Below are 14202 nucleotides of genomic sequence, written 5' to 3'. Positions count from 1 at the left end.
CTTCGCAGCCACCCCAGGTTTGCCCAGGCAGCGGCCAGCCGCGTAGGATATCGCCCGCGCAGTGGATTTCGTGCTGGCCTGCCTATCTCCACGTATTTGGGTGTCCGTCGGCGACGTGCAGTCCGCCGCGCACCGCACATTGTCCACAACGACCCCAAATCCGTAGCGGAGCCACCTACCTGATGTCCACCGACACCACCACCGTCCCGACTGCCGCGCAGGCGAACAAGCCGCAGGTCGCCATCAACGACTTCGGGACTGAGGAGGAGTTCCTCGCCGCGATCGACGCGACGATCAAGTACTTCAACGATGGCGACATCGTCGAGGGCACGATCGTCAAGGTCGACCGGGACGAGGTCCTGCTCGACATCGGCTACAAGACCGAGGGTGTCATCCCCTCTCGTGAGTTGTCGATCAAGCATGATGTCGACCCCGCCGAGGTTGTTTCGGTCGGCGACGAGGTCGAGGCCCTGGTCCTCCAGAAGGAGGACAAGGAGGGCCGCCTCATCCTGTCCAAGAAGCGCGCGCAGTACGAGCGGGCGTGGGGCACGATCGAGGCCCTCAAGGAGGCGGACGAGCCGGTTCGTGGCACGGTCATCGAGGTCGTCAAGGGCGGCCTGATCCTCGACATCGGCCTGCGGGGCTTCCTCCCCGCGTCGCTGGTCGAGATGCGCCGCGTGCGCGACCTGCAGCCCTACGTCGGCCGCGAGCTCGAAGCCAAGATCATCGAGCTGGACAAGAACCGCAACAACGTGGTGCTGTCCCGCCGGGCGTGGCTGGAGCAGACCCAGTCCGAGGTCCGCAGCGAGTTCCTCAACCAGCTGCAGAAGGGCCAGGTCCGCAAGGGCGTCGTGTCCTCGATCGTCAACTTCGGCGCGTTCGTCGACCTCGGCGGCGTCGACGGCCTGGTGCACGTCTCCGAGCTGTCCTGGAAGCACATCGACCACCCGTCCGAGGTCGTCGAGGTCGGCCAGGAGGTCACGGTCGAGGTCCTGGACGTGGACATGGAGCGCGAGCGCGTGTCGCTGTCGCTCAAGGCCACCCAGGAAGACCCGTGGCGCCAGTTCGCCCGCACCCACGCGATCGGCCAGATCGTGCCGGGCAAGGTCACCAAGCTGGTGCCCTTCGGCGCGTTCGTCCGGGTGGACGAGGGCATCGAGGGCCTGGTCCACATCTCCGAGCTGGCCGAGCGCCACGTGGAGATCCCGGAGCAGGTCGTGCAGGTCGGCAACGAGGTCATGGTCAAGGTCATCGACATCGACCTGGAGCGCCGCCGGATCTCGCTGTCGCTGAAGCAGGCCAACGAGGGCTTCACGCCGGACTCGGAGTTCGACCCGACCCAGTACGGCATGGCCGCCGAGTACGACGCCGAGGGCAACTACATCTACCCCGAGGGCTTCGACCCGGACACCCAGGAGTGGCAGGCCGGGTTCGAGAAGCAGCGCGAGGAGTGGGAGCGCCAGTACGCCGAGGCGCACACCCGCTACGAGGCCCACATGCGCCAGGTCAGCAAGGCCGCCGAGCTCGACGCCGCCGCGGCGGCCGAGGCCGCGGCCGGTGGCGGGGCCGGTGGGGAGCAGAACTACTCCTCCGGTGGCGGGGAGCAGGCCGCGCAGAGCGGCGGCACCCTGGCCAGCGACGAGCAGCTCGCCGCCCTCCGCGAGAAGCTCTCCGGCGGCGTCTGATCGCCTGAGCGCCAGTTCGACAGGTGGCCCCGCACTTCGGTGCGGGGCCACCCGCATTTCAAGGGACACCTGTGGGTGCCGTCCGCTCGCCTGCCCGCGCACGCGGGCCTACCGTGGGCCCATGCGTCCGGTATGGCTGCTGGTTCTGGTGGTCGCGGGCTGCGCGTCGGGGCAGGAGCCGGTCGCGCCCCGGTACCCGCCGATCCCGGTCTTCACCGCCGAGGTGACCACGCCGCCGCCGCGCACCGAGCGCAAGGTGCCGCGGGACTGCGGGCTGGTCATGACCCGCGAGGACCTCGCGGACCTGCTCAAGGTCAAGCTCAGCGGGGGCACGGCCGACATCGCCGGGGTGCCGGTGCCCGACATCGGGCGCACCGCCCGGGTCGACTGCTACTTCGGCATCCCCCGCGGCGAGCGCTCCAAGGCCGCCGTGATCGTCTCCCTCGCCGCCTACACCACCCCGGAGGCCGCCCAGGAGCGCATCGACAGCACCGTCGCCGACCAGCGGAACCGGGGCGCGGCCGTCACCGAGGTCCCGGTCGGCGCTGGCACCGGGCACTACGTGCAGGGCGCGAGCCGGATGGTGATCGCCCGGTACGGGCGGGTGACGGTGGTCGTCGACGCCGTGGCCGGGCTGGTCGCCGATGATCAAGCCCGGCGCGTCCTGCCGCAGGTCGCCGACCGGGCGCTGACAGAATAGGCCGCGTGCTGCGCATCGGGCTCTCCGGCGGGATCGGATCAGGCAAGTCGACGGTGGCGGGCAGGCTCGCCGAGCGCGGCGCGGTGGTCATCGACGCCGACGTGGTCGCCCGCGAGGTGGTCGAGCCCGGCACCGACGCCCTGGCCGAGATCGCGGCGGCCTTCGGGCCCGAGGTCATCGCCGACGGCGCGCTCGACCGGCCCGCCCTCGCCGCCCGGGTGTTCTCCGACGGCGAGGCCCGCGCGCGGCTCAATGCGATCGTGCACCCGCGCGTCGCCGCCCGCACCGCCGAGCTGATCGCCGCCGCGCCCGCCGACGCCGTCGTCGTGCACGACGTGCCCCTGCTGGTCGAGAACGGCCTGGCCCCGCTCTACCACCTCGTGCTGATGGTGGACGCCCCCGTGGAGACCCGGGTGGCCCGGCTCGTCGGCCGCGGCCTGGCCGAGGCCGACGCGCGCGCCCGCATCGCCGCCCAGGCGGGCGAGGCCGCCCGCCGCGCGCTGGCCGACGTCTGGCTGGACAACTCCGGCGCGCCCGAGGCCGTGCTCGCCCAGGTCGACGCCCTGTGGGCCGACCGCATCGCGCCGTACGAGGCCAACGTCCGGCTGCGCAGGCACACCCCGCGCGGCGCGCCCCGGCTGGTCGACCCCGATCCCACCTGGCCCGCCCAGGCCGAGCGGGTCCGGGCCCGGCTGGCCGCGGTGACCGGCTGCCGGGTCGACCACATCGGCTCCACCGCCGTGCCCGGCCTGGCCGCCAAGGACATCCTCGACTTCCAGGTCACCGCCGACCCCGCCACCGCCGAGGCGCTGACCGAGCCGCTGGGCGACGCGGGCTTCCCGCACTACCCGGGGTTGGCGGACACCCCCTACCCGGCCGACGACGACCCCGCGCGGTGGTGGAAGCGCACGCACGTGGGTGCCGACCCCGGCCGCTGGGTCAACGTCCACCTCCGCCAGGAGGGCAACCCGAACTGGCGCTACGGCCTGCTGTTCCCCGCCTGGCTGCGCGCCGACGCCGCGGCCCGGCAGGAGTACGAGGACGTCAAGCGCCGCCTGGCCGCCAGCGCGGCGACCATCATGGAGTACGGCGAGTCCAAGGTGCCCTGGTTCGAGCAGGCCCACCACCGGGCCGAGGCGTGGGCGCAGGAGACCGGCTGGACGCCCTAGAAGGGCGGCCACACCTCGAAGATGTGCTTGTAGGCCAGCCACGCCGACAGGTCGTGGCGGAAGCGGCTCAGCTCCTCCAGCGCCTTGTGGACCGTGCACAGCGCCAGGTCGGCGTCCCCGGCCAGCAGCACACCCCCGGCGACCGCGGCGGCGAACTCCTCCGAGCGCACGATCCGCGCCGTCGTCCCGCCCGGCGCGGCCAGGCCGAGCAGCAGGTCCGTGGTGCGCCAGAGCCTGCCGTCGGTGCGCACCCGCACGGCCGACAGCACGCTCGGCCCGGGCCGGGCGTGGCGCGACCGGGGCTTCTGCTGGGTGAGCCGCAGGTTCAGCTCCGGCAGCAGCCAGGTGACCTCGGAATCGGCGAACGGGTCCTCGGGCGTGGGGCACTCCAGGCGCAGCCCCCACCGCTCGACCTGGCAGACCCGCAGGCTGCGCGAGGTTCCCGACGAGTAGCTGCGTACCGCGGTCACCGTGTCGACAACGTCGACCAGCTGCGGCGTGATGGCCGTCCCCACGCCGCCCGAGGGTAGCCGCAAGCGTGCGGGCTGTGACCACTCCGTCCAATTCGTTATGTCACGAGTCATGCGCCGCGCGGTATCGGTCGAGCGAACATTTCGCCCGAGCAGATACGCGCTGTCGACCTCTTCGTCCCTAGCAGGGGTGCCAGGGCACCACGATCGCGTGACTCGCCAGCCAGCGGTCGACGTCGTGGCTGGCGTGCGCGATCCCGGCGAGCGCGCGCTGGGCGTTGGTCAGCGCGCGCTCGGCGGCGGCCAGGTCGACGACCCCGGCGCGCACGGCGGCCAGCAGCTCGTCGTTGTCCTCGACCCAGACCGACCGCCCGGTGCGGACGAGGATGTCCAGGTAGAGGTCCACGGTCTGCCAGATCTCGTCGTGGGTGGCCGCGGAGCCGCGCACGGAGATGTCCACGACGTCGATGTAGAAGTCGTGGCCGAGGTCGACGCCGGGCCTGCCGCGCCAGCGCGACACGCGCAGGCCCATCTCCGGCAGCAGCATCGATTCGAAGTAGGCGATGCGGGGGTGGGCGTCCACCGGCCGGGCCATGTAGAGCCCGGGGCCGACGTGCCGGTACTCGTCGACCAGGCGGACGTAGCCCTTCGGGTCGATGTTGGTCCGCGCCGCCGGGTCGAACACCTCGACCTTGGGGGCGTGGACCTGGTGGTCCCGGCGGGCGAGCGGGACCGAGGTTTCGGCGGTCATGCCGCCATCGTGCCCAGAACGACCCGCCGCACAACAGTCCTCCTGCCCGGAACGCGCCACCCGAACGGGTGAATGCGGCTAGGCTCCGGCGCGATCACCGCGCCGGAAAGGGCAACGTCGATGTTCGGAATCCTGCGGCCCTGCCGCCACCGCCTGCCCGGCGAGCTCGCCACCTCGTGGTTGGCCCACCTCTGCGGCCTCTGCCTCGCCCTGCGCGACGACCACGGCCAGCTCGCGCGCACCGTCACCAACTACGACGGCCTGGCCATCTCCGCGCTGGTCGAGGCCCAGGCCGAGCGCGACGACCGGCGGGTGGCCGGGCCGTGCCCGCTGCGCGCCATGCGCCGCGCGCCGGTCGCCGAGGGGGCGGGGGCCCGGCTGGCCGCCGCGGTCTCCCTGGTGCTGGCCGCGGCCAAGGTGCGCGACCACATCGACGACCGCGACGGCGTGCTCGGCCGCAGGCCGGTCGCGGGCGCGGCGCGCTCGGTGGCCCGGCGCTGGGCCCGCCAGGCCGCCCAGACCGGCGCCGACCTCGGCTTCGGCACCGGGGTGCTGCTGGAGGCCGTCGGCCGCCAGGGCGAGGTCGAGGCGGCGGTGGGGCCCGGTTCGTCCGTCCTGGCCGCGACCGAGCCCACCGAGACGGCGACGGCCGCGGCCTTCGCCCACACCGCGGTCCTGGCGGGCAGGCCCGGCAACGCCGAGCCGCTGGCCGAGGCCGGGCGGCTCTTCGGCCGCATCGCCCACCTCGTCGACGCCGTGGAAGACCTCGACGCCGACCGCGCGGGCGGCCAGTGGAACCCGATCACCGCGACCGGGGCCGACCTGGCCGAGGTCCGCAGGCTCTGCGAGGACGCCGTGCTCGGCGTGCGCCTGGCCCTCGCCGAGGCCGAGTTCCGCGACCAGAAGCTCGTCCACGCCCTGCTGGTGCACGAGCTGGGCATGGCGGTGCACCGCGCCTTCGCCGCCCACCAGCCGCCGGGCCACCAGCCCGGCGGGCGCAGGCCGGAGGGGCTGCACGCGGGCTGGCTCCCGCCGGAGGCCCGCCCGCCCGCCGCCTACGGCCCGGACGGCCCGAACCCGCCGCCGAAGGGCCGCCGCGGCAAGTACCACCCGCAGTCGCGCTGCGTGTGCTGGCGCTGGCCCAAGCTCACCCACCCGCCGACCTCGCGCGGGGTCGTCCTGGGCTGCCTGGCCTGCCTCTACGAGTGCGGGAGCTGCCAGATGTGCTGCCGCGACCCGTTCCCGGGCCCGTGGTCGGGCAAGCCGACCACCGCCGGGTGCGACAGCTGCAACTGCGGCGGGTGTGACGGCTGCTGCTGCGACTGCTGAACTGTCGGTGGACGGGCGTAGCCTCGGCAGCGTGGCTTTCGCGACCGAGCACCCCGTCCTGGCCCACTCCGAGTACCGTCCCGTCGGCGACATCCCCCGCACGGGCGGGCGCTTCCGCATGCGCAGCCCCTACCAGCCCGCAGGCGACCAGCCCGCGGCCATCGACGAGCTGGAGCGGCGCATCCGGGCGGGCGAGCAGGACGTGGTGCTGCTGGGCGCGACCGGCACGGGCAAGTCGGCCACCACGGCCTGGCTGATCGAGCGCCTCCAGCGGCCCACGCTGCTGATGGCGCCGAACAAGACGCTGGCCGCCCAGCTGGCCAACGAGCTGCGCGAGTTCTTCCCCGAGAACGCGGTGGAGTACTTCGTCAGCTACTACGACTACTACCAGCCCGAGGCGTACATCCCGCAGACGGACACCTACATCGAGAAGGACTCCTCGATCAACGACGACGTGGAGCGGCTGCGCCACTCGGCGACGATGAGCCTGCTCTCCCGCCGCGACGTGGTGGTGGTCGCCTCGGTGTCCTGCATCTACGGCCTGGGCACGCCCCAGTCGTACCTGGACCGGTCCATCCCGCTGCGCGTCGGCGACACCGTCGAGCGCGACGTGTTCCTGCGTGCGCTGGTCGACGTGCAGTACAACCGCAACGACATCGCCTTCGCCCGCGGCACCTTCCGCGTCCGCGGCGACACCGTGGAGATCATCCCGGCGTACGAGGAGCTGGCCGTGCGGGTCGAGTTCTTCGGCGACGAGATCGACTCGCTGTACTACCTGCACCCGCTGACCGGCGACGTGGTGCGCCAGGAGCAGGAGCTGCGCATCTTCCCGGCGACGCACTACGTGGCGGGGCCGGACCGGCTGGAGCGGGCCATCAAGGGCATCGAGAGCGAGCTGGAGACGCGGCTGGCCGAGCTGGAGCGCAAGGGCAAGCTGCTGGAGGCCCAGCGGCTGCGCATGCGCACCACCTACGACATCGAGATGATGCGCCAGGTCGGGTTCTGCTCGGGCATCGAGAACTACTCCCGGCACATCGACGGCCGCCCGGCCGGCTCGGCCCCGGCGACGCTGCTGGACTACTTCCCCGAGGACTTCCTGCTGGTCATCGACGAGTCGCACGTGACGGTGCCGCAGATCGGCGGCATGTACGAAGGCGACATGTCCCGCAAGCGCAACCTGGTCGAGCACGGCTTCCGGCTGCCCAGCGCGGTCGACAACCGGCCGCTGACCTGGGAGGAGTTCGCCGACCGCATCGGGCAGACGGTGTACCTGTCGGCCACGCCCGGGCCGTACGAGCTGGGCCAGACCGGCGGGGAGTTCGTCGAGCAGGTCATCCGCCCGACCGGCCTGGTCGACCCGGAGGTCGTGGTCAAGCCCACCGAGGGCCAGATCGACGACCTGGTCCACGAGATCCGCCTCCGCGCCGACCGCGACGAGCGCGTGCTGGTCACCACGCTGACCAAGAAGATGGCCGAGGACCTCACCGACTACCTGCTGGAGCTGGGCATCCGGGTGCGCTACCTGCACTCGGAGGTCGACACCCTGCGCCGCGTCGAGCTGCTGCGCCAGCTCCGCCTGGGCGACTACGACGTCCTGGTCGGCATCAACCTGCTGCGCGAGGGCCTCGACCTGCCGGAGGTCTCCCTGGTGGCGATCCTCGACGCGGACAAGGAGGGCTTCCTGCGCAGCGGCACCTCCCTCATCCAGACCATCGGCCGCGCCGCCCGCAACGTCTCCGGCGAAGTCCACATGTACGCCGACAAGATCACCGACTCGATGCGGCACGCGATCGACGAGACCAACCGCCGCCGCGAGAAGCAGCGCGCCTACAACGAGGCCAACGGCATCGACCCCCAGCCGCTGCGCAAGAAGATCGCCGACATCCTCGACCGCGTCTACACCGAAGCCGAATCCGACGACACCGTCCCCGTCGGCGGCTCCGGCCGCAACACCTCCCGAGGCAAGCGCGCCGCAGGCGAACCAGGCGCAGCCAAGTCCGCGGGCATCGCAGGCAAGGACCCGTCGAAGATGCCCCGCGCCGAACTAGCCGACCTCATCCAATCCATGACCGACCAGATGATGAACGCCGCCCGCGACCTCCAATTCGAACTAGCCGCCCGCCTCCGCGACGAAATCCACGACCTCAAACGAGAACTCCGCGGAATGGACGCAGCAGGCGTCAAGTAGGGAGCAAACCGCCGAACGGGTGACGAGCTCCGGCATTCGGGTAGCGCGTCGCAAGGTTGGCAGAGCGTTGACCGGCGGACCGGCGACCCCAGGTCGCCGGTCCGCTCGCGTTTGGACCCGAAGGCCGCCGCGGCAACGGCCAACCCCCGGCTTCCGCCCACCTCAGTGCCGCCTGGACCACAGGTCGCGTGAGGCATCATTCGCCCAACCATCATCGGTGATCGTGGTCGGCCATGCGATGCCATATCGGCGACAGAACCTCGACACCCCGACGGGACGGATTCTGGACCGTCTGGGACGGAATTCGGACCGGCCGGGACCGATTCCGGCTGGCCCCGCCCTCGTGGGACGGAATTGCTGCCGACGCCATTGTGCGCGCTGTTGTGGTGCTGATCTTCCCTCCGCGAGAATTGCGGCCAAGTTGGCGTCCGACCCTCCCCGTGCGCGGCAACGCCGGGGTGATCGACCGTGCGGACGCGCTCCTGGAAGCCCTGGACCACGAGGGATGTGACGCAGATGCCTGACCTGTACCCCACCGCCGTCGCACAGCACCTGGCGCGGTGAGCGCGGTGGCCACCGAGCAGCGCGGTGCGCCGCGGCGGGCTGAGCTGGCTGCGTGGTTGCGCAGCGGGTTGGACTCCGTTCCCCGCCGGTACAACCGGCGGTGGGTGCTCGGCCGGACTCGGCTGTCCGCCAGCACCATCGCAGCCGCGGTCTCGGGGAACTGCGTGCCGACCTGGAAGGTTGCCGAGGCCATCGCCCTGACCTGTCGCCTCGATGGTGAGACGACGGCGCGGTTGTGGCGGGCGGCGAGGGCGGAGCGGGAGGGGCATGCGCATCCTGCGGATCCGGATGCGGCCGGTACCGCGGCCGAGTTCGGGTGCGAGTTGCGCGCCCTCCTCCTGCACACCGCTGGGCTGACCGGCGTGCGGGGCATCGCCGAGGCGACCGGGCTCTCCCGCTCGGCCGTCGGTCGAGCGCTGAAGGGGGACAGCCCGCCCGCGTCGCCGCTGCTGGAGGCCATGCTGCGGCCCTGCGGCATCAGCGCCGCGGAGCGGCGGCGGTGGGTGGCGGCCCGGGCTCGGCTGGTGGAAGCGCCGGTGCCCGACGAGCCCGTCGTCGGCAGTCGGGCGTTGCTGTCCGATGCCGACGCCCTGACCACCGCGGTGCACCGCGATCTCCAGCGCCTCGGCCGAGGACGCGGGTTGCGGCGGTCCGACGTCGTCATCACGCCGACGATGAGCATGGTCTGCGGCATCAACCCGACCTTCTCCGCCCGCCTTCGGCTCGACCTGGTCACCCTCGCGCTCGCCCAGGCGGCGGAGGAGTTGCCGGGGCAGGCGGCGCACCTGGTGATGGACGCGCTCGGCATCGACCCGCCCGGTCCCCGGCCCGCCCACTGGGCCAACGCGACCGACCTGATGTTCGTCACCCACGACATGAAGCGGGACCTCCGGCTGCTGCGCCGCGAGGTCGACCAGGCGAAGCGCCTGCTGGCCGCGGCGCTCGTCGGGCGGTACCTGCAGGGGCGCGTCGATGCGGCGGTCTGAACCCGATCCCGTCAACGTCGCCGGGTTGATCTACCGCATCTGCAGCCGGTGGCGGGTCCTGCTCGGCGCAGTGATCGCCCTCGGGATCGTGGTCGGCATCATCGTCGTCGGTGTGCGGTTGATGGGGCCTGCGCGGGTTGAGGTGGGTCCGATTGGGGTGGAGGGGGTTCCCTGATTGGTTGGGGTTCATCTGTTCTGTGTTGCTCGTTCACCGCACCCCTGGTGAGGATGGGAAGACCAAACGATCGGGGAGGTCGGCCGTGTTTCGTCGTGCTGGTGCCGTGTTGGCGCTGTTGGGCGCCCTGCTGTCCACCCTGGTCGCCCCCGCGGCCGCGACCGTCTACCCCACCTGCGCCGTCGCGGGGTGCGACGCCGCCAGGATCGCCTACGTCACCTGGCGGCAGCTCGGCTTCCCCACCGCCCGCGGGTGGTATCCGTGGCCGCAGGGGCAGTACAACTTCGCGGGCGGGCGGTTCTACAACCGGGAGGGCCAGCTCCCCACCGACCACACCTTCTACGAGTACGACACCCACCCCCGCCCCGAAGGCGCCCAGCGCGACGCCCGGCGGATCGTGCGGGATGTGACCACCGGGGACGTCTGGTACTCGCCGAACCACTACAGCGACTTCTACCTGCTCACCTGATTAGGTCGCTGCTGTAGCGCGCGGCCTTCCCGGCGATGTCCGCCCGCACCACCGTCACCGGCCCCAGCAGCGATTCCGCCGCTGCGGACACCACCTCGCTCGGCGTGCCGACGGGGACGGTGACCACGATCGAGCCGTCCCCGTTCTGGTGGACCGAGTACGCCACCAGCCCCAGCGGCGACAGCACCTGGGTCACCTCGATCGACTCCACCCACCGCCCGGCGACCCGGAACCGCACCGGCGCACGCCCCTCCAGCCCCAGCAGCACGGGCACGCCGTCGCGCACGACCAGGGCGGCGTGGTCGCCGGTGCGGTAGCGGAGTAGGGGCAGCATCGGGTTCTCCCCGCAGGTCACCGCGATCTCGCCGCGCACCCCCTCCGGGCACGGCCTGCCGTCGGGGTCGAGGATCTCCACGTGCATCCGCCGCGGCAGCACCGCGTGCCCGTCGCCGTCGCGGTAGGCGATCAAGCCGGTCTCGGTCGTGCCGTACACGTCGAACACCGGCGCGCCCAGCCGGGCCGAGAGCGCGGCGGGGTCGTCCAGCGCCATCGCGCCGGAGATCACCGCCGACGGGCGGGTGCGCAGCCCCAGGTCGGCCAGGGCCGCAAGCGACACCGGGTTCCCCGAGTACAGCTGCGGGTCGCAGTCCTCCAGGAACGCGACCGCGTCCGAAGGCGACCGCCACGCCGACGGGTGCAGGTTCACCTTCACCACCCCGGCACCGTCCCAGTAGGACGACACCGCGGCGAACTGGTAGGTCACCGGCATCAGGTACACCGTCACCAGCGCCACCCCGGCCGGGCGCACCCGGATCCCCGCCCGCCCGAGCACGTGCTCGATCAGCGGCAGGTCCAGCGCGCAGAACTCCGGCGTCATCGGCACCGTCGCCGCAGGCCCCCGCGACCCCGAGGTGGTGTGCACGATGAGGTCGTCGAGGTCGGCGTCGTCGGGCACCGACAGCTCGACCTGCGACAGCAGCCCGTGCCGGTCGATCGGCGGCACATCGGCCAGCGACGCCCACTCGCACCCCCGGTACCGCGGCACCCGCGTCCGCGCGTGCTCCATCAGCGCAGGCACCCAATCCGGTGGCCCATAAGCCAGGGGATAGCTCCGCAGCCGCTCCACCGCCGCCGCCGTCAACCGGTCCCCGCAGGCGTGGTTGTAGAGCGGCGCCCGCGGGTGCGACCGCAGCCAGGCCAGCCGCTCGGCCCCCGCCGGGGTCAGCGCGGGCCAGCGCTGCGCGTCGGTCAGCACGGCGTCGGCCATCGGCTCGTAGGCCGGGATCGGGTAGTCGCTCATACCTGGCTGTACCGCGCCGCCGCCTCGCGGGCCCGCTTCTCGGCCATCGCCCGCCGGATCGCCTCGGCGCGCTCCTCGGCGGCCTTGGCGTCGGCCAGCAGGCGGTGGCGGCGGACGCTGTCCACGGTGGCCAGCCGGTCGGCGGCGGCCTCGGCCGTCTCGCCCAGCGGCACCGCGCCCAGCCCGCGCAGCAGCACCCTGGCCAGCTCCTCGCGGCGGTCGGGGTCGGTGGCGAAGCGCTCGGCGGGCACCAGCGCGGCCAGCTCGTCCAGCCCGGTGGCCAGCAGGTCGTGCAGGCGGTCGGGGGCCGCGCCGGAGTCGGCGGCCAGCCAGCAGGTCAGCAGCACCAGCCGGGTCCAGTTCGGCTCGCCACCGGCGAACCGCGCCGCCTGCCGCCCGGTCAGCGGCGCGCCGCCCAGGCGCACCAGCGTGTCGGAGACGATCGCCGCGGGCGCCAGGGTCGCCGGGTCGGCCAGGAAGTCCGGCGGCGTGTCGGCCAGCCGCCGGGTCAGGGTGGACACCGCGATCACCGCGGGCTCCTCTCGTAGGCGCGCCTGCCGAAGGCGGCGGCGAAGTCGACCAGCTCGGCCCAGTCGGTCACCCGGTGCAGGTCCCAGCCGGGGGTCAGCGCGGCGATGCGGGCCTCCTCGGCGTCCGACCACAGGTTGAGCAGCAGCGTGCCGCCCGCGCCCGCCGCGGCCAGCGCCGACGCGGCGATGTCCCCGCCCGGCCTGCCGCGCTCGTCGACGGCCTTGACCATCGTGTCCACCCCGTTGTCGGAGATCACCACGATGTGGGTCGGCCGCCCGCGCGGTTCGAGGTAGGTGTCGCGCAGCACGGGCAGCGGGAAGGCCGTGCCGCCGCCGAAGAAGCCGGTCAGCACGCGCAGCACCGCCTGCTCGTCGCGGACGAACCCGTCGGTGCGCAGCACCTGCCGAGTCCCGCTCCACAGTGTCGCCTGCACCCGCGCGCCCACCCGCAGCGCGGACAGTGCCAGGATCGCGCCCGCCAGCGTCAGGTAGGACACCGTGCGGCGCGGGTCGGGCATGGAGCCCGACGAGTCGACGTAGAGGTCGAGGTCCACCGGCTCGGGGTCGGCGGCCTGCCCCTCCATCCAGCCGTGCATCCGCTGCTCGGTGGTCACCCCGGGCACCACGACCGGGGACCGCAGCGCGGTCGCCAGCCAGTCCACCCGGTCCAGCGGCTCGCCGACGTCCCACCCGGTCGTCCCCTCCGGCAGCGGCTCGCGCACCACCGGCCGCTCCCGCACCGGGAACGGCACCAGGTGCGGCGCGGCCCGCTCCCGGTAGTACCGCGTCGCCGCGTCCTCGTCGGAGACCTCGACGCCGAGCTGCCGCAGGATCTGCCCGTACTCGAACGGCTCGCGGTACTGCCCGCCCGACGGCGGCTCCGGCTCCTCGGTCGGCGGCTCGGTGAAGTCGTTGACCAGCGGGTCGAACGCGGGGTGCCGCAGCGGGCCGTCGTCGTCCAGCGTCAGCCCGGGCACCTGCGCGTCCCCGCCGACGACGCTGCGGCACGCGAACCCGACCACCGCGTCGGCGTCGGCCAGGTACCGGTAGCAGAGCATGGCGAACCCGCCCGCCCCCGCCAGCCAGTCCGCGGCGTACACCCGCACCAGCCGCGCGCCGAGCTGGGCGTCCGCGTCGATGTCGGTGGGCACCGCGGGGGTCAGCGAGCCGGTCGGCAGGGCCCACAGGATCTCGTAGACGCGCAGGTAGAACGCCCACAGCGGGCTGCTCGGCCCGCGCATCCGCCGGTACACCTCGGCCATCCGCAGCCCCCGGCCGCGCTGCAGGCGGTCGTTGACCAGCAGGTCGGCGTAGAGGTTGGCCACCAGCGGCGCGTGCCGCTCCAGCTCGGGCAGCCCGCGCCGCACCCGCGCCAGCAGCCGGGCGTTGTCCGCCAGGTCGGCCGGGCACAGCACGTGGTGGCCCACCTCGTGCGCCAGCACCTCCAGGCCCAGGTCCGCCAGCCCCAGCTCGGCGATCGCGGCCAGGTCGAGCACGACCGTGCGGTCATCGAGCCGGAACATGGCGAAGCTCCCGCTCAACCCGGCCGCCCGCGCCTCCTCGGCCGTCCCGCACAGCAGCGGCGGATGCACCGACACGAACCGCCCCCACACCCGCAGCGCCTCCGGCCACAAGGCGGCCCAGTCAGCCGTCTCGGCCGCCCCGCCTCCCGCACCTGGCCCCGCGGCCAGGTCGGCTTGGCCCCGCTCGCTCGTCGCGGGGGGTGTGGGTGGTGTGTCGGGTCGATCCTGGTCCGCTTCCGTGGTCAGGTCGGCTTGGCCTCGTTCGTTCGTCGCGGGGGGTGTGGGTGGTGTGTCGGGCCGGTCCTGGTCCGCTTCCGTGGTCAGGTCGGCTTGGCCTCGTTCGTTCGTCGCGGGGGGTGTGGG

General features: G+C 73.0%; 13 protein-coding genes. 8 read left to right on the top strand and 5 right to left on the bottom strand.

From position 1 onward, the window contains the following. Nucleotides 1–182: 182 nt before the first annotated feature. The 3 genes from rpsA (at nucleotide 183) to coaE (ending at nucleotide 3554) form a co-directional block, all read left to right on the top strand. Nucleotides 183–1685, top strand: coding sequence for a 30S ribosomal protein S1 (rpsA, locus tag ACWEPX_RS12015; RefSeq protein WP_451897130.1), 1503 nt, complete (start codon nucleotides 183–185; stop codon nucleotides 1683–1685). Nucleotides 1686–1806: 121 nt separating this feature from the next. Then, entirely contained in the window at nucleotides 1807–2385 is a 579-nt protein-coding gene (locus tag ACWEPX_RS12010) for a hypothetical protein (protein WP_451897129.1), read from the top strand. Nucleotides 2386–2390: 5 nt separating this feature from the next. Next, nucleotides 2391–3554 carry a dephospho-CoA kinase gene (gene coaE, locus ACWEPX_RS12005; protein WP_451897128.1) on the top strand — a complete coding sequence of 388 codons (1164 nt, stop codon included), beginning with the start codon at nucleotides 2391–2393 and terminating at the stop codon, nucleotides 3552–3554. Here coaE and ACWEPX_RS12000 read toward each other — a convergent pair. Beyond that, nucleotides 3551–4069 carry a DUF402 domain-containing protein gene (locus ACWEPX_RS12000; protein ID WP_451897127.1) on the bottom strand — a complete coding sequence of 173 codons (519 nt, stop codon included), beginning with the start codon at nucleotides 4067–4069 and terminating at the stop codon, nucleotides 3551–3553. The two genes, coaE and ACWEPX_RS12000, sit on opposite strands and share 4 nt — an antisense overlap. A 136-nt stretch (nucleotides 4070–4205) precedes the next feature. Next, nucleotides 4206–4775, bottom strand: a complete 570-nt coding sequence (locus ACWEPX_RS11995) for a DUF402 domain-containing protein (RefSeq protein ID WP_451897126.1) — start codon at nucleotides 4773–4775, stop codon at nucleotides 4206–4208. Nucleotides 4776–4895: 120 nt separating this feature from the next. Here ACWEPX_RS11995 and ACWEPX_RS11990 point away from each other — a divergent pair, with 120 nt between their 5' ends. The 5 genes from ACWEPX_RS11990 to ACWEPX_RS11970 all read left to right on the top strand — a co-directional run bounded on the left by ACWEPX_RS11990 (nucleotide 4896) and on the right by ACWEPX_RS11970 (nucleotide 10486). Continuing rightward, nucleotides 4896–6104 (top strand): DUF5685 family protein, encoded by a 1209-nt coding sequence (locus ACWEPX_RS11990; RefSeq protein WP_451897125.1) that lies wholly within the window; start codon nucleotides 4896–4898, stop codon nucleotides 6102–6104. Between the two features lie 31 nt (nucleotides 6105–6135). Then, a complete protein-coding gene (gene uvrB / locus ACWEPX_RS11985; protein ID WP_451897124.1) occupies nucleotides 6136–8292 on the top strand; it encodes an excinuclease ABC subunit UvrB in 2157 nt (718 codons plus the stop codon). A 560-nt stretch (nucleotides 8293–8852) separates the two neighbouring features. Continuing rightward, nucleotides 8853–9842 carry a helix-turn-helix domain-containing protein gene (locus ACWEPX_RS11980; RefSeq protein WP_451897123.1) on the top strand — a complete coding sequence of 330 codons (990 nt, stop codon included), beginning with the start codon at nucleotides 8853–8855 and terminating at the stop codon, nucleotides 9840–9842. Nucleotides 9843–9867: 25 nt separating this feature from the next. Further along, a complete protein-coding gene (locus tag ACWEPX_RS11975; RefSeq protein WP_451897122.1) occupies nucleotides 9868–10017 on the top strand; it encodes a hypothetical protein in 150 nt (49 codons plus the stop codon). 106 nt (nucleotides 10018–10123) lie between these two features. After that, entirely contained in the window at nucleotides 10124–10486 is a 363-nt protein-coding gene (locus ACWEPX_RS11970; protein ID WP_451897121.1) for a ribonuclease domain-containing protein, read from the top strand. Here ACWEPX_RS11970 and ACWEPX_RS11965 read toward each other — a convergent pair. From ACWEPX_RS11965 to ACWEPX_RS11955, 3 genes are read right to left on the bottom strand one after another with little or no spacing between them, the layout of a single operon-like run. Beyond that, the gene (locus ACWEPX_RS11965; RefSeq protein ID WP_451897120.1) at nucleotides 10479–11786 is read right to left on the bottom strand and encodes an AMP-binding protein; all 1308 of its coding nucleotides are present in this window, start codon (nucleotides 11784–11786) and stop codon (nucleotides 10479–10481) included. The genes ACWEPX_RS11970 and ACWEPX_RS11965 overlap by 8 nt on opposite strands. Then, nucleotides 11783–12316, bottom strand: a complete 534-nt coding sequence (locus ACWEPX_RS11960; RefSeq protein WP_451897119.1) for a hypothetical protein — start codon at nucleotides 12314–12316, stop codon at nucleotides 11783–11785. Before ACWEPX_RS11960 ends, ACWEPX_RS11965 begins: the two co-directional genes overlap by 4 nt. Then, nucleotides 12313–13914, bottom strand: a complete 1602-nt coding sequence (locus ACWEPX_RS11955) for a hypothetical protein (RefSeq protein ID WP_451897118.1) — start codon at nucleotides 13912–13914, stop codon at nucleotides 12313–12315. The genes ACWEPX_RS11960 and ACWEPX_RS11955 overlap by 4 nt, the downstream gene beginning before the upstream one ends. Between the last annotated feature and the right edge of the window lie 288 nt (nucleotides 13915–14202).

The organism is Actinokineospora sp. NPDC004072 (genome assembly GCF_053604195.1).
Note: the sequence above shows the minus strand (reverse complement) of the source record. Positions and strands in the feature narration are given on the sequence as shown.